Genomic DNA, 14662 nt, shown 5'->3' with positions numbered 1-14662 from the left:
GCCGAGCCGGCATCCGCGACGGGCGCCGCCGAGCCCGCCGCTGCCGCCGCCGAGCCCGCCGCCGGGGTGGCGCCGCTCGCCTCGGGCGGCGACGTGATCGCCAACCTCTGGTCGTGGAACTGGAGTTCCGTCGCCGCCGAGTGCACCGATGTGCTCGGCCCGGCCGGCTACGCGGCGGTCTGGGTCGCCCCGCCCCACGAGTCGCTGGCCGAGCCGAGCGGCGCCTGGTGGGACCTGTACCAGCCCTTCAGCTACCAGTTGAGCGGCCGACTCGGCACCGAGAGCGAGTTCGCTGCCATGACCTCGGCCTGCGACGCCGCCGGCGTGGAGGTGTACACGGACGCGGTCATCAACCACACGGCCGCCATCGGCGGCACCGGCTACGCCGGCACCCAGATCAGCGACAAGTACCACCCGCCGATGTACGAACGGGCCGACTACAACGTCGACATCTGCGACCGCGAGATCAGCGACTACGACGACCTCTGGGAGGTGCAGAACTGCGAACTGCTGGGCCTGCCCGACCTGAGCACCGACGACCCCGGGGTCCGCGCCGAGATCGTCGACTACCTCAACTCCCAGATCGCGCTGGGCGTCTCCGGCTTCCGGGTGGACGCCGCCAAGCACATGCCGGCCGCCGATCTGGAGGCGATCGTCGGCGCCCTGGACACCACGGCCGACGGCTCGCCGCCGTTCGTCTTCCACGAGGTGTTCCCCGGCACGACCCCGCAGCCCGACGCGTACTTCGGCAGCGGCCGGGTGCTGGACTTCGCGATGGGCGACCAGCTCAAGGGCGCGTTCCAGGGTGACATCGCCCAGCTGACCGGCTTCGGCCCCGGCCTGTTGCCCGCCGAGAACGCGGTCGCCTTCGTCACCAACCACGACACCGAGCGGGACGGACGCCACCTCAGCTACCGCGACGGGGACACCGCCGTGCTGGCCAACGTCTTCCAACTCGCCTGGTCCGAGGCGCCGCCCACGGTCTACGCCGGATTCGAGTACGCCGACCGCGACGACTCGCCGCCCGCCGGCGAGGGCGGCTTCGTCACCGACACCGACTGCTCCGCCGGCTGGTACTGCCTCAACCGTGACCCCCGGATCACCGGCATGGTCGCCTGGCGCAACGCCACCGCCGGCGACGGCGGGGTCGGCGAGATCCAGTCGCCGCGCGGCAACGTGATCGGCTTCGACCGGGGCAGCGGCTTCGTCGCCATCAACAACGCGCCCGAGGCGGCGAGTGTCCAGTTCGCCACCCAGCTCCCCGACGGCAGCTACGACGACTTCCTCAGCGAGGGCGGCCCCCAGGCGACCGTCTCCGGTGGACAGTTGACGGTCGAGCTGCCGGCGAAGTCGGCCATCGCCGTGCACGCCGGCTGAGCCGTTCCCCGAACGGGAGACTGAGCCGTTCCCGGGCCCGCCGGGGACCGGACCGGGGGCGGAACGCGCCGTGGCCCCGTTCCCGATCGACTCGGGAGCGGGGCCACCGGCCCGAACGTCAGGGTTCAGCGCTTGACGGCCATCCCGCCGACCATCATCAGGCCGCTGTGGTCGAGCGGTTCGCTGACCGGCTCGTCCGGCCGCCACAGCGGCAGCGGCACGACCCCGGGCTCCAGGATCTCCATCCCGTCGAAGAGACCCGTGATCGCCTCCCGGCTGCGCAACTGCCCCCGGCCCAGCGACTTGACCAGCACGTCCTCCATCGCCTTCGCCTCGGGGAAGGTGTTGCAGAAGTGCGTGAGGAACAGGTAACTGCCCGGCACCAGCCGCGACTTGTACCGCTCGACGACCCCGACGGGGTCCTCTTCGTCCAGCAGATGGTGGACCACCGCCATCATCAGCAGCCCGATCGGCCGCGAGAAGTCCAGAAAGCCCTCGACCTCCGGGCTGTTCAGGATCTCGTCGACATCGAGAAGGTTGGCGGTCAGCACCCGGGTGTTGTTGTTCTTAGCCAACAACGCCCGGCCGTGGGAGAGAACGATCGGGTCGTTATCGACATAGACCACCCGCGCATGAGGAATGATCGCCTGCGCCACCTGATGGGTGTTCTGCGCGGACGGCAGCCCGGACCCCAGGTCGAGGAACTGGTCGATGCCCTGCTCGGCGAGGAAGCGCACGCCCCGGATCAGCAGGTCCCGGTTGACCCGGGCGCTGTCCACGGCCGCCGGCGAGATCCGCCGGCCCTCCTGGATGACCTTGGCGTCCACCTCGTAGTGGTCCTTGCCGCCGATCGCCGCGTCATAGACCCGGGCGATGCTCGGCTTGGTGGTGTCGATCTCCGCCGGCGGCTCGTCGGAACGGGGGGTGGTCCAGCTCCAGTCGGTGGACGAGGAGGGCTCGGCGGCACCGCCGGGCGCTATGTCGCCGCTTCCGGAACGGTCGTTGGTCTGCTCCGTCATGATGGCCCACTCATCTCCACGTTCGAGTCAGCGTTCCCGGAAGTGTCTCATGTGTCCCCACCGGGCGTTCAGCGGCCCAACAGGACGTCCACCTCCTGGAGTTGCTCCTGCGAGAGCGGGCCGAACGCCAGGGCGCCGGCGTTCTCCTCGGCCTGCGCCACCGTGCGGATGCCCGGGATGGGAACGGTGTGCGGGCTGCGCGCCCACAGCCAGGCGAGCGCTCCCTGCGCGGGCGTGCGCCCCTCGCTGGTGAGGACCGAGCGAACCGCGTCGAACCGTTCCTGCCACTCGGGGGCCACCCGGCCGTCCCGGAAGAAGGTCAGCCACTCGGGCGGCGTCGCCCGGATGTCGCCGGGGCCGAGCGTCGCGCCCCGGCTGTACTTGCCGGTGAGGACGCCCATGGCGAGCGGGCCCCGGTTGATCGCCGCGAGGTCCCGCTCGGCGCAGAGCGCCAGCATCGCGGGCGCGTCCTGGAGCACGTTGCAGTTCACCTGCACGCTGGCGCAGTGCGGCCCCTCGGCGAAGAGCCGGGCGCGCTCGGGGTCGTCGGTCGACCAGCCGTAGGCGCTGATCAGCCCCTCGGCCACCAACGCCTCGCAGGCGTCACGCAGTTCGGCGCCCACGTCGAGCGGCGCGTGGTTGACATGGAACTGGTACAGGTCGAGGTGGTCGGTGCCCAGCCGCCGCAGGGTCGCGGTGAGCGCCTCGCGCACATGCTCGGGCCGCAGGTCGGGCTCGGCGGCCGCCCGCCTGGTCGTCGGGTCGAAGACGTTGCCCCACTTGGAGGCCAGCACCACATCGTCCCGCCGGCCGGCGACGGCCCGCCCGAGCACCTCCTCGCTGTGCCCGGCTCCGTAGACGTTGGCCGTGTCGAAGAACGTCACGCCGAGGTCCAGCGCCCGGTGGATGGCGCGCACCGACTCCTCGTCGTCGACGGCCCCCCAACCGAGCGGCTGGCCCTGCTCGTTCCACCACTCGCCGCCGATCGCCCAGCAGCCGAAGCCGAGCGCGCTGACCTCTATGCCACTTCGTCCGAGTTTCCGGGTGTTTCTCTGGTCGCTCATGCGGCGCAGTCTGCCAGCTGGAGCGGACTCCATGACCAGCGTCTTTTCCGCGCCGTCGGGGGCGAGGGCGGGAGCGGGGGCGGTGCGGTGTGGGCGGGGCCGGACCGGCGGTCAGCGCGTCGAGAACTCTCCCCAGCGGGCAGCCAGTTGGGTCCGGCTGTGCGCGCCGGTCTTGGCCAGGACACGGCCCAGGTGCTTCTTGACCGTGGTCACGCCGACGAACAGCCGGCGGGCGATCTGCTCGTTGGTGAGGCCCCGCGCGGCGAGGCTGGCGACCTCGCGTTCCCTGGGCGTCAGGGCCGCGCCCGCCTTGGCCGCCAGCCGCTCGCCGGCGAGCCGTTCGGTCGTCAGACCCGCCAACTGGCGGCTGAGCACCCGCATCACGGCCACGTCACGCGCGGGCATCCGGCGCACCCCGCGCTGGATGGCGCCGACGTAGCACCAGCCCTCGGCGCCCGCGTCGATGACCATCCCCACCTTGTCGTGGATGTCGTGCGCGGCCAGGAACTCGGTGACGAACGCGGCCTGTTCCGGGTCCCGCTCGGGGTGCAGCTCGCGGAGGGTGACGACGCCGCGCTCCCGCAGCAGCCGGTGCGCGTGCGGGGCCATGTACGGGTCGTGGGTGATCCAACGCCTCGCGTAGGCGTCGAGGAACTCCCGCGAGTAGCCGCTCTTGATGCCCTGCCCGCCCCTGATCGCCTCGCCGACGGTCGGCCCGTGCAGGACCACCACGGTGGAGTAGCCGAACCACTCCTCAAGGGCGCGCAGCAGGGACTCCCGGAACGTGGCCAGGTCCGGCGTCCGCTCGACCGCCTCCCACACGGCGAAGAGGCGGCGGTAGTCCTCCGGAGGGAGGGCCTCCCCGGCGGGCAGCCGGCGCGGTGTGGAGGCCGTCGTGACCACGGCGTGGCCCGCGACGCGCGGTGCGGTGTCCCTGTTCATGAGGTCGTTGTATGCGGGCGAGCCCGACCGAACAAGGCGGTGTGGTTCCACCTTTGGCCCATGCCGGCGCCCCGGGGGCGGCAGGCAAGGTCGATTCGTGGCCACTCCGAGCGGCTTCTGATCGGCTTCTGAACGACTCTCGTAGGAGCAACCATGGACCTGTCCCGCGCGCCCGGCCCCGACGCGACCCCGGCGAACTCCCCGCGCGACGCCGCCCCGTCCGCCGGGGACGAGGGGCGCCACTGGCTGGTCACCGGCGCCAACAGCGGGCTGGGCGCCGCCGTCACGCGCGCCGCGCTGGCGGCGGGCGACCGGGTCACGTCGGCGGTGCGTCGCCCCGAGACCATGGACGCGACGCTCGCCGCCCACCCCGAACGACTGTCCGTGGTGCGGCTGGACGTGACCGATCCGGATCGGTGCGTCGCGGCACTCGCCGAGGCCGAGGCCGCCCACGGGCCCCTGGACGTGCTGGTCAACAACGCGGGCTTCGGCACCGTTGGCGCGGTCGAGGAGACCGGCGAGGACGAGCTGCGGCAGGCGATGGAGGTGATGTTCCACGGCCCGCTGCGGCTGACCCGCCTGGCGCTGCCGGGGATGCGCCGCCGCAGGTCGGGCACGATCGTGCAGGTCACCAGCATGGGCGGCCTGCTGGCCTTCGGCGGCGTTGGCGCCTACTGCGCGGCCAAGGGCGCGCTGGAGTTGGCGAGCGAGGCGCTGTGCGAGGAGGTGCGCCCGCTGGGCATTCGCGTGTTGATCGTCGAACCGGGCGCCTTCCGCACCGGGTTCAACGGCGCCCTGCTGAACTCCCGCCCGATCGCCGACTACGAGGCGACGGTGGGCGCGGTGCGGGACGGCATGGTCGAGGGGGACGGCAGGCAGTCCGGCGACCCCGACAAGGCGGCCAGGGCGCTGCTGGCCGTGCTGGACCTGCCCGAGCCGCCGCTTCGACTGGCGCTGGGCGACGACGCCTTCGCCGCGATCCGCGCCAAACTCGCCACGGTCGGTGCCGAGTTGGACGCCGTCGAGCACCTGGCCACCGGGGCCGCCATCAACGTCGACTGAGCGGTCCGCCGGTCCCGCCGGCCGGCCGGTCCCTGTCCGCCGGTCCCCGTCCGCCCGCCGGCGCTCAGGACGGATCGGCGTCGGCCTCGTCGTCGTCGCCGACCGCGGACGCGTGCGCCGCGTCGGCCGCCGTCTGGCGCAGGGTCCGGTCCGTGCGGGCGGACCGGGCCCGGGCCGGGTCGGGGGTGCCGTGGTCGTTCGCGTGCCGGTCGTCCCGTTTGACCAGCAGCCAGGCGTTCTGCCGGAACCGGGTCAGGGCCCAGCCGCCGTGCAGCTTGTGGCCGTCGAGGCGGAACGAGAGATGGCCGCCGGCCAGCGCGTCGGCCGCCGAGCCCCGGCCCTCGAAGGCCCAGCGCCCCTCGTCCCAGATGATCACCGTTCCGGCGCCGTACTCACCCTCCGCGATGACGCCCTCGAAGTTCCGGTAGTCCAGCGGATGGTCCTCCGTCGGCACGGCCAGGCGTTTGTCCCCGGGATCGGTGGACGGGCCCCGGGGAACGGCCCAGGATTTCAGCACGCCGTCCGACTCCAACCGGAAGTCGAAATGCAGGGAACTGGCGTCGTGAATCTGCACCACGAATCGGGGCGCGGAATCATCCGCCGGCTCCCGACCTTTCGGTTCGGCCGTTCGGGAGAAGTCACGTCGTCGGCGGTACTCGGTGAGGTGTTCGCCGCCCGACGCGCCGGCGTCGGACGGTCCGCGCGTCGGACGTCGCCCGGACCGACCCCGACGGCGCCGGTCGTTCACCTTTCCACCATCCACCCGTCCATGCTGACAGAGCAGGGCAGTCCTCGCATTCCGGGGACCGTTCCGGGAAACACGGGGACCGCTCCCTCGGAAACGGAAGGTGAACAGCAGGTTTCCCGAGATGCCGTTCTGACACGCCTTGGTAGCGTCGATGATGCCCGCCGTCGTTGCGGTGCCCGACATCGGCTCCGAAGGGTTTCTCGTCATGACCAGAATTCGCAAGGCCGTCATTCCGGCCGCCGGCCTCGGCACTCGGCTCCTGCCGCTGACGCGTGCCCTGCCCAAGGAGATGCTGCCGATCGGCGACAAGCCGGTGATCGAGCACACGGTAAGGGAGTTGGTCGCCTCGGACATCGAGGAGATCATCATCGTGACCAGCGGCAGCAAGGACCTGATCCAGGAGCACTTCCGGCCCAACCCGGGCCTGGTGGCCCAGTTGCGCGAGGCCGGGAAACACGAGTACGCGGAGAGCGTGCGCGAGGTCTCGGAACTCGCGCATATCACCTACATGTACCAGAACGGCCCCTATGGCAACGGAACTCCGGTGCTGAACGCCTATCGCATTCTGGGTGACGAGCCGATCCTGGTGCTCTGGCCGGATGACGTCTTCGTCTCCGAGGTGCCGCGGGCCCAACAGCTGATGGCCGCCTATGAGACGACCGACGCCCCCGTGTTGGCCCTGATGCCGATGGACCCCGCCGAATCGAGCCGCTATGGCGTCCCCATCGTCAAGGAGGACCTCGGCAATGGCTGCCTGGCCATCGGTGGACTCGTCGAGAAACCCGAACCCCGCAACGCTCCCTCGCCGTTCGCCGCCATCGGCGGCTATGTGGTGACGCCGGGCGTGATCGCCGAACTGGAGGAACAGACCCGCCGCTGGTACGACCGTCCCGACGGCGAGATCTACCTCACCGACGCGTTCAACGCCCACGCCGCCCACCACCCGGTCTACGGTCAGGTCATCGACGGGACCTGGTACGACACCGGCACGCCCGAGGCGTATCTCAAGGCCCAGTTCGCGGCCGCGTTGACCGACCCGACCTACGGCCCCTCGCTGCGTCAGCTCGCCGAGGACCTGAGCGCCTCGGCGCGCGAGTCATCCGGCCCCAACGGGCAGCCGGCCGGCGCCACTCCGGCCACCTTCCCCGGCTGGGCGGGCCGCTGGTCCTCCTGACGGCCTGACGGCCCGACGGCCCGACGGCCCGACGTCCTGAACGAGGGGAGCGGGACTCCGGGGAGAACCGGCCGCCGCCGGCGGCGGCCACGGGACGGCCTGGCGCCGGGCCCGTGACGCCGCCCCGGCGGGGCCCGAGGCTCGGACGGGGGGCTACGCGGAAGGCGCCCCCATGACCGAAAGGCCGCAGGCCGGCGAGCTGGCGGTCGCCAGCCCGGCCGGCCGTTGGGTGTTGGCCAGCGCGGTACTGGGCTCGGGCCTGGCCATGCTGGACGGCACGATCGTGACCGTCGCGCTGCCGCACATCGGCGCCGACCTTGACGTGCCGCTGTCCTCGTTGCAGTGGACGCTCAACGCCTACATGTTGACCCTCTCCTCGCTGATCCTGCTCGGCGGCGGCCTCGGCGACCGGTTCGGCCGGCGGAGAGTCTTCCTGTGGGGCGTCGCCTGGTTCGCCCTCGCCTCGCTGCTCTGCGGGATCGCGCCCAACGGGACCGTGCTGATCGCCGCCCGGGCGCTCCAGGGGGTGGGCGGGGCGCTGCTGACACCGGGTTCGCTGGCGCTGATCCAGTCCTCGTTCCGGCAACGCGACCGAGCCAGGGCGGTGGGTCTCTGGTCGGGCCTCGGCGGTGTCGCCACGGCCGGCGGACCCTTCCTCGGCGGCTGGCTGGTGGACGGTCCGGGCTGGCGGTGGATCTTCCTGGTCAACGCTCCGTTGGCACTGCTGGTCGCCCTGCTGGCACGTCACGTTCCGGAGAGCAGGGACTGGGAGGCCACCGGCCGGTTCGACGTGTCGGGCGCGCTGCTCGGCGCGCTGGCACTGGGCGCGTTGACCTTCGCGTTGATCGACGGGCTGCTCTGGCCGGCGCTGGTCGGGGCGGTCCTGGCGGCCGTCTTCGTCTGGCGGGAGTGGGGCACCGCGCGGCCGATGCTGCCGTTGACGATCTTCCGCTCCCGGCTGTTCAGCGCCACCAACCTGGTCACCCTCTGCCTCTACGCCGCGCTCGGCGGGGTGTTCTTCCTGCTGCCGACGCAACTCCAGAACGGCCTCGGCTATGACGCGCTCACCGCCGGCGTCGCCTCGCTGCCGACGACCCTGCTGCTGATCGCGCTCTCCGGGCCGGCCGGGGAGTTGGCCCAACGGATCGGTCCCCGACTTCCGTTGACGCTGGGGCCGCTGGTGGCGGCGGTGGGGCTGGTGCTGCTGCACCGGGTGAGCCCGGGCAGCTCGTACTGGCCGGACGTCTTCCCCGCCGTGGTCGTGCAGGGGCTGGGCATCAGCCTCTTCGTGGCGCCGCTCACCGCCACCGTGCTGGCCTCCGTGGACGACCGCCGGGCCGGCATCGCGAGCGGGGTGAACAACGCGGCGGCGCGGATCGCCCAACTGCTGGCCGTCGCCGCGCTGCCGCTGCTGGTGGGGCTGACCACGGACGACTACCGCTCGGCGGACCGGCTCAACGCGGCCTTCGGCCGCGCGGTGCTGATCTGCGCCGGGCTGATGGTGCTGGGCGCCGCGCTGGCCTGGTGGGTGGTGCCGAGCGGTCTGCCGCGCGAGGGGCGGGTCCGGCCGAGCTGCCGCCGTCACTGCCAGGTGACCGCGCCACCGCTGGAACCGGGCCGGGACCGTGACCACCACCCGCATCGCGCGGGAGACGCGGGGCGGGCGGGGAGGGGTGGGCCGGGTGCGGGTGCTCCGGGGGACGAGGACGGATGAGCGGGCAGACGGGCGTCGCGGGGCCGGCGAGTGCAGGCCGGGCGAGGAGGTGCGGGGCGAAACCCGGGGGCGGGAGCGGTGCCAGGGACGCGATAGTTCAGAGCATGAGCACACCATCTCCCGGGCGCCCCGAAGCGCGCGAAACGAAACCGCTTCCGGCGTCGGCGCACCCGGGCGAGGGCCCGCCGGCGAGCGGGGTGGCCTCGCAGGGCGGGGCGGGGTCGCCGGAACCGGCGCTGTGGTCCCGGAACTTCGCGCTCTTCTTCGCCGCGAGAACCGTGGCCAAGCTCGGCGACCTGATGCTTCCGGTCGCCCTGGCGGCCGGCCTGGTGGCCCAGGGCGGCGGCGCGGGAGCGGTGGGGGCCGCGATGGCCTCGTTCACCGCAAGCTTCGCCGGGCTGGTGATCTTCGGTGGCGTCTTCGCCGACCGGTTCGACACCCGGCGGCTGATGATCGGCGCCGACCTCGTCCGCGTGGTCACCCAGTCGGGCCTCGCCCTGCTCTTCGCCACCGGACACGCGGCGCTGTGGGCGATCTGCCTGCTGGGCGTCGTGAACGGGGTGTGCGCGGCAGCCTTCCAACCCGGCGTGGCCAGCACCGTCCCACTGATCGCCCGCGATGTGCAGGCGGCCAACGCGACGGTGCGCACCTCGGAGTCCGGGATGGCGGTGCTCGGCCCGGCGGCCGCCGGGGTGCTGATCGGGCTGACCTCGGAGGGCGGGGTGTTCGCGGTCCACGCAGCGACCTATCTGGTGAGCGCCCTGTGCCTGCTGGCGCTCCGGCTCCCGGAACGGCCGGGCTCCCGCGAGGCGCGGGCCGCCTTCCGGGCCGATCTCGCCGAGGGCTGGCGGGAGTTCCTGGCCAGGCCGTGGATGTGGGGGGTGATCCTGATCTGGATGCTGTTCATGTGCGCCGCCTGGGGACCCTCGGTGCCCTTGGCTGCCACGGAGATCATCACCGGCCACGGGGAGCGCGCCTACGGGCTCGTCAACTCGGCGCTGGGCGTGGGCATGGTCCTCGGCGGACTCGCGGCGCTGCGCTTCCGCCCGGCGCGGCCGCTGCGGGCCGGCGCGATCGCGCTCTTCGGGTTCGCGCCCCACCCCGTGGCCGTCGGTCTGGGGCTGTCGGTGCCGCTGATCGTCGGGGCGTCGGTCGTGGCGGGCGCCGCGCTGGCGTTCTGGGGGGTGATGTGGGCGACCACGGTCCAGACCCAGGTGCCCGGGGCGGTGCTCAACCGGATTCACGCCTACGAGGTGGCCGGCTCACTCGTGATGCTGCCGGTGGGCCAGGCCCTCGCCGGACCAGCGGCCGGGCTCTTCGGCCCGGGCGAGGTGCTGCTGGCGGGGGGCGCCACCACGCTGCTGGTCTGCGCCTTGCTGCTGGCCGCTTCGCCGATACGCACCCTGCGCCGGCGGGAGGTACACGCGGCGGCGCAGCGCGCCCAGCCGTAGCGCCGACCGCTGCCCCGACCCGGCCTCGGACCGCGCTCGGCCGGGGCCCACGGGGCTTGGCGCGTCAGCCTGTCGCGGTGAACAGACGCGCGAGCGCGGCCGGTTCGTCCGGCAGGCCGGAGCCGATCCCCACGGCCCAGGCACCGGCCTCCAGATAGGCGGAGGCCTCGTCCACGGAGATGCCGCCCGTCGGAATCAGCACAGCCCCGGGCAGCACGGCACGCAGCGAGGAGAGGAACCTCGGCCCACCCACATGGGCGGGGAAGACCTTGGCCGGGCCCCGCCCGGCCGCCTCGGCGATCTCGCCCGGCGTGTATCCGCCCTCGACCAGCGTCACGCCGGAGGCCGTGGCCACCTCCCGCACCTGCGGCGCTGGGAACGGCGTGACGAGGAACGCCGCCCCCGCCTCCACCGCACGCGCCGCCTGCTCGCCGGTGCTCAGCGTGCCCACGCCGATCAGACCGCGCCCCTCGGCGACAAGCCTGGCCAGCGCCCGATCCCAGTCCGGGGTCGAGGTGGTCAGCTCCACCACCCGGCAACCGGCGTCCAGGAGTTGCCTCGTGCGGTCGACGGCGGCGTCGGCGCTGGGGGAACGCAGAACGGGCAGCAGGCGCTGTGCGGCCAGCGCGGTGAGCAGGGGATCGGTCGGTTCCATGGTGCCCCCAGGCGAATGCCGCAGGTGAGGTGGTGCCCCGGGCGGGGACGCCCGGCCGGCGCGCGAACGCGGTCACGCTAGGCAGCCGATGCCGGGGTGTCAATCGGCCGTCGCCCGCCGGGCTCAGGCCGGAGAGCCCTCGACTTCGGGGCCGGGCTCCGCCTGGAACGAGAGGTCCTGCGCGGTCAGCCGCTCGGGGCGCAGGCGCAGCCACCGAGCGCCGCTGCGCTCGGGGTCCTCGTGCAGGTAGCGGATGAAGCGCGCGTCCCATCGCCCCTCGTCGGGACCCAGGTAGCGGCTCAACTTCCGCCGTCCGCGCGGCACGTCGAACGGCAGCAGTTCCGCGCGGCCCCGCGCGATCACCTGCCGCACCAGCCCGCTGGTCAGGTCGCACTCGTCCACCACCAGCGCCACCCGGGGATCGGCGAGGACATGCCGCTGGAGGCGGGACCAGGGGCCGGTGAGGGTCCAGAACGCGCCCTCCTCCCAGAGGAACCAGACGGGGCGAACCGTCGGGCCCACCGTGGCGATCCGCGCCGTCAGCGGTCGGGCGAGGAAGGCGTCCACGGAGAAACCGGCGGAGCCTGCCTCCGACGTCGCCACGGACTCGGCCTCGTTGGCAGCAAGGTGCTCAGACATGCCGTCAGCTTCGTGGAGGCACGCCGGACACGCATCGGGCGCGGGTCCTAGGTGTTCTGTCTCGGGAGGTTGTGGACGGTGATGTAGGTCTCGGCTGAGGGATCTTGAATGGGGGAGGGCCTTCCGGGTTCGGTGTGGATTGCGAGATCTACCCGAACGATCAGAAGGCCCTCATGTACCACCGTAACGCCCCGCTGACCGAGACCGGACGCCTGCGTCTGGCCCGCTGCGTCGTGGAGGACGGCTGGCCGCTTCGCCGTGCGGCCGAACGCTTCCAGGTCTCACCCACCACCGCCGCGCGGTGGGCCAGACGCTACCGCGAACTCGGCGAGGCCGGCATGGCCGACCGGTCCTCCCGCCCGCACCACAGCCCCCGCCGCACGCCGACCCGGACCGGACGCCGGATCATCAAGGTTCCGCGTGCCGCGGCGGTGGGGCCCGGCCCGCATCGCCCACCTACTCGGCCTGAACCCGTCCACCGTGCATCGCGTCCTGACCCGCTACCACCTGGCACGACTCACACATCTGGACCGGGCCACCGGCCGTGTCATACGCCGCTACGAACGCGAACGCCCCGGCGAACTGATGCACGTGGACATCAAGAAACTCGGCAACATCCCCGACGGCGGCGGCCACAAAGGTCCTCGGCCGCGCCGCAGGCCGCAAGAACCGCACCAGCGCCGGCTACCAGTACATCCACACCGCCGTCGACGACCACTCCCGCCTGGCCTACAGCGAGATCCACGCGGACGAGAAGAAGGAAACCGCCACCGCCTTCTGGCAACGCGCCCAGGCGTTCTTCACCCACGCCGGGATCACCGTCGAACGCGTCCTGACCGACAACGGCGCCTGCTACAAGTCCCATACCTGGCGCGACGCCTTGGCCGCGGCCGGGATCGTCCACAAGCGCACCCGGCCCTACCGGCCCCAGACCAACGGCAAGGTCGAGCGGCTGAACCGGACCTTGCTGGACGAGTGGGCCTATGCCCGCCCCTACCGATCAGAACAGGAACGACGCGACGCGTTCCCCGCCCGGCTCCACACCTACAATCACCACCGCGGACACACCGCACTCAAAGGCCAACCACCCGCCACCCGCGTCCCCAACCTCACAGGGCAATACACCTAGGCCGTGGCGCCGGACCGGCCGCCGCTCGAGGGCAGCACAAGGCTCGCACCAACTCTGCTCAGGAAGGGAGTTGGCTTGTTAACGTCACTCGGATGATCGCCGATTCCTCTCCCTTCGCTGACTTCACCGAGGTCCAGCGCCTGGACACCGACTCCGAGGTGGCCGAGCACGCCCTGATCACCCTGGCCGACGGCCGTCACTCCTGGTACAGCGGACACCATCACGGGGAGAGCTTCGCCCGCCGGGTCCGCTACGCGTTCCCCGACCGGCTCCAACTCGACGGACAGCGCCTGGACCGCCTGGTGCTCGGGAACTTCTGTCAGTTCGCCTCCGGGGTCTCCTTTCTACTCGGGGGCAACCACGGCCATGACCTGACCGCCGTCACCCCCTACGGCTTCAACTTCTTCGAGGGAGCCGCCAACGCCTGGGCCCCCGCCGGGGACACCGTCATCGGGCACGAGGTGCTGATCGGCTACGAGGCCGTGGTGATGCCCGGTGTCCGCATAGGCACCGGCGCGATCATCGGCGCCCGCGCCGTGATCACCAAGGATGTCCCTCCCTACGCCGTGGTCGTTGGCGACAACCGGGTGGTGCGCCACCGCTTCGACTCCCACACCCGCAAACTCCTGTGGCGGATCGCGTGGTGGGAGTGGCCCGACGAGCGGATCGCCGAGGCCCTGCCCCTGCTCCAGGGACACGACGTGCGGGCCCTGGCCCGCTACGCCGGGGTGGACCCGAGCCAGGTCACAGCCGACCCCGACCCGGGGCTGGTCCGTGAACCCTCACGGTGAGCGACAGCGCGTCCTTCCCATGGCCGCTTGGGAGGGACGCTCCGTGCTCTTTCGTCACCACGCGTAGTAGTGTGCCACAGAGATCCGGCACTTGGCTACCCTGAGTTATCGAAACTGCGATCTGGGGCCGGCGAGCGGGAGCACGAGAGGGGCGGGGCGGCTCAGAAGATCGACAGCGAGGCGTTGATGCGGCGCGGTGCGTCGAGCAGGCGGCTGATGCCCTCGACGGCCGTCGGCGGCTGATCGGCGTCCAGGTCGCCCGAGGTCAGGATGTAGTAGACCTGCTCGATGGACGGCGGCCCCACGGCGAGCGTCCGCACCACGGCCTCCCGCGAGGAGGCCTGCCCGGTGTGCACCAGATAGGCGGAGGTCAACGAGCCGGTCCGGCCGACTCCCGCACCGCAGTGCACATACACCGGTCCCGAGGAATCCTCCACGATGCTCAGAAAGCGTTCCACCTGTTCGTCGGTGGGCGTCTGGCCGTCCCGGATGGGAAGCCGTTCCACCGCGAGGCCGGCCTCGTGCGGAAGGGCCAGCTCCTCCTCGGAGAGGTCCTCCGCCCGCAGGTCCACCACGGTGTGCACGCCCTGGTCCGCCAGCTCCGCGTAGCCCTCCTCACGGGGAGCCGAGCCCCGCCAGAGCCGGTCGTCGACGGCCAGGAAGTTGTTGATGCCCGCGACCCTCTCGCCGCCCGCGTGATGTTGGCCCGCCCAGGCGTGCGCGCCCAACATGCCGAGCACGGAGGCCAGCCACAGGGTCAGGTAACCCAGCGCCACCATGCCCAGTATCCGCACCGTCAGGCGCAGCGGCGATCGCCGGACCGCCTCGGGTGTCGACACGGCGAGGGGTGTTCCCTCGGGAGTGGTCGTTCCCTCGGGGGTGTTCGTCGCGAGATCG

At 72.2% G+C, this 14662-nt stretch carries 13 protein-coding genes and 1 pseudogene; 7 read left to right on the top strand and 7 right to left on the bottom strand.

Going from position 1 to position 14662, the window contains the following annotated elements; all coding sequences use genetic code 11:
* The coding region (locus EBN88_RS04570; RefSeq protein ID WP_122182488.1) for an alpha-amylase at positions 1 to 1377 on the top strand (1377 nt) is incomplete at its 5' end.
* A gap of 125 nt (positions 1378 to 1502) precedes the next feature.
* Here EBN88_RS04570 and EBN88_RS04565 read toward each other — a convergent pair.
* The 3 genes from EBN88_RS04565 to EBN88_RS31560 form a co-directional block, all read right to left on the bottom strand.
* Positions 1503 to 2396, bottom strand: coding sequence for an SAM-dependent methyltransferase (locus EBN88_RS04565; RefSeq protein ID WP_122182487.1), 894 nt, complete (start codon positions 2394 to 2396; stop codon positions 1503 to 1505).
* A gap of 68 nt (positions 2397 to 2464) precedes the next feature.
* On the bottom strand, positions 2465 to 3460 hold the full coding sequence (locus tag EBN88_RS04560) for an aldo/keto reductase (protein WP_122182486.1): 996 nt from the start codon (positions 3458 to 3460) through the stop codon (positions 2465 to 2467).
* Between the two features lie 111 nt (positions 3461 to 3571).
* Positions 3572 to 4402, bottom strand: a complete 831-nt coding sequence (locus EBN88_RS31560; protein WP_122182485.1) for a helix-turn-helix transcriptional regulator — start codon at positions 4400 to 4402, stop codon at positions 3572 to 3574.
* Between the two features lie 153 nt (positions 4403 to 4555).
* On the opposite strand from EBN88_RS31560, the gene EBN88_RS04550 reads away from it, so the two are divergent.
* Entirely contained in the window at positions 4556 to 5464 is a 909-nt protein-coding gene (locus EBN88_RS04550) for an SDR family NAD(P)-dependent oxidoreductase (RefSeq protein WP_122182484.1), read from the top strand.
* Between the two features lie 64 nt (positions 5465 to 5528).
* On the opposite strand, the gene EBN88_RS04545 is transcribed toward EBN88_RS04550, so the two are convergent.
* Positions 5529 to 6212 carry a DNA polymerase ligase N-terminal domain-containing protein gene (locus EBN88_RS04545; protein ID WP_407703373.1) on the bottom strand — a complete coding sequence of 228 codons (684 nt, stop codon included), beginning with the start codon at positions 6210 to 6212 and terminating at the stop codon, positions 5529 to 5531.
* Between the two features lie 205 nt (positions 6213 to 6417).
* Here EBN88_RS04545 and EBN88_RS04540 point away from each other — a divergent pair, with 205 nt between their 5' ends.
* From EBN88_RS04540 to EBN88_RS04530, 3 genes are all read left to right on the top strand, one after another.
* Positions 6418 to 7386, top strand: a complete 969-nt coding sequence (locus EBN88_RS04540) for a UTP--glucose-1-phosphate uridylyltransferase (RefSeq protein WP_122182494.1) — start codon at positions 6418 to 6420, stop codon at positions 7384 to 7386.
* A gap of 172 nt (positions 7387 to 7558) precedes the next feature.
* On the top strand, positions 7559 to 9100 hold the full coding sequence (locus EBN88_RS04535; RefSeq protein ID WP_122182482.1) for an MFS transporter: 1542 nt from the start codon (positions 7559 to 7561) through the stop codon (positions 9098 to 9100).
* Between the two features lie 104 nt (positions 9101 to 9204).
* Entirely contained in the window at positions 9205 to 10551 is a 1347-nt protein-coding gene (locus EBN88_RS04530) for an MFS transporter (protein WP_122182481.1), read from the top strand.
* Between the two features lie 64 nt (positions 10552 to 10615).
* Here the strand turns inward: EBN88_RS04530 and EBN88_RS04525 are convergent, their stop codons facing one another.
* Both EBN88_RS04525 and EBN88_RS04520 read right to left on the bottom strand, forming a co-directional pair.
* Entirely contained in the window at positions 10616 to 11206 is a 591-nt protein-coding gene (locus EBN88_RS04525; RefSeq protein WP_233580452.1) for a bifunctional 4-hydroxy-2-oxoglutarate aldolase/2-dehydro-3-deoxy-phosphogluconate aldolase, read from the bottom strand.
* Positions 11207 to 11329: 123 nt separating this feature from the next.
* A complete protein-coding gene (locus tag EBN88_RS04520) occupies positions 11330 to 11773 on the bottom strand; it encodes a pyridoxamine 5'-phosphate oxidase family protein (protein WP_233580454.1) in 444 nt (147 codons plus the stop codon).
* 245 nt (positions 11774 to 12018) lie between these two features.
* On the opposite strand from EBN88_RS04520, the pseudogene EBN88_RS04515 reads away from it, so the two are divergent.
* Both EBN88_RS04515 and EBN88_RS04510 read left to right on the top strand, forming a co-directional pair.
* A pseudogene (locus tag EBN88_RS04515) lies at positions 12019 to 12974 on the top strand (IS481 family transposase).
* 92 nt (positions 12975 to 13066) lie between these two features.
* Positions 13067 to 13765, top strand: a complete 699-nt coding sequence (locus tag EBN88_RS04510) for a CatB-related O-acetyltransferase (protein WP_122182479.1) — start codon at positions 13067 to 13069, stop codon at positions 13763 to 13765.
* Positions 13766 to 13926: 161 nt separating this feature from the next.
* Here EBN88_RS04510 and EBN88_RS04505 read toward each other — a convergent pair whose 3' ends face one another.
* A complete protein-coding gene (locus EBN88_RS04505; RefSeq protein ID WP_233580451.1) occupies positions 13927 to 14604 on the bottom strand; it encodes a fused DSP-PTPase phosphatase/NAD kinase-like protein in 678 nt (225 codons plus the stop codon).
* Positions 14605 to 14662 lie beyond the last annotated feature (58 nt).

Source organism: Streptomyces triticirhizae (assembly GCF_003696235.1).
GTDB lineage: Bacteria > Actinomycetota > Actinomycetes > Streptomycetales > Streptomycetaceae > Streptomyces > Streptomyces triticirhizae.
Note: the sequence above shows the minus strand (reverse complement) of the source record. Positions and strands in the feature narration are given on the sequence as shown.

Bases quoted from the DNA above. Each gene is read 5' to 3' on its own strand.
- EBN88_RS04565 (WP_122182487.1), bottom strand. From the start codon at position 2,396: ATGACGGAGCAGACCAACGACCGTTCCGGAAGCGGCGACATAGCGCCC.
- EBN88_RS04560 (WP_122182486.1), bottom strand. From the start codon at position 3,460: ATGAGCGACCAGAGAAACACCCGGAAACTCGGACGAAGTGGCATAGAG.
- EBN88_RS31560 (WP_122182485.1), bottom strand. From the start codon at position 4,402: ATGAACAGGGACACCGCACCGCGCGTCGCGGGCCACGCCGTGGTCACG.
- EBN88_RS04550 (WP_122182484.1), top strand. From the start codon at position 4,556: ATGGACCTGTCCCGCGCGCCCGGCCCCGACGCGACCCCGGCGAACTCC.
- EBN88_RS04540 (WP_122182494.1), top strand. From the start codon at position 6,418: ATGACCAGAATTCGCAAGGCCGTCATTCCGGCCGCCGGCCTCGGCACT.
- EBN88_RS04535 (WP_122182482.1), top strand. From the start codon at position 7,559: ATGACCGAAAGGCCGCAGGCCGGCGAGCTGGCGGTCGCCAGCCCGGCC.
- EBN88_RS04530 (WP_122182481.1), top strand. From the start codon at position 9,205: ATGAGCACACCATCTCCCGGGCGCCCCGAAGCGCGCGAAACGAAACCG.
- EBN88_RS04525 (WP_233580452.1), bottom strand. From the start codon at position 11,206: ATGGAACCGACCGATCCCCTGCTCACCGCGCTGGCCGCACAGCGCCTG.
- EBN88_RS04510 (WP_122182479.1), top strand. From the start codon at position 13,067: ATGATCGCCGATTCCTCTCCCTTCGCTGACTTCACCGAGGTCCAGCGC.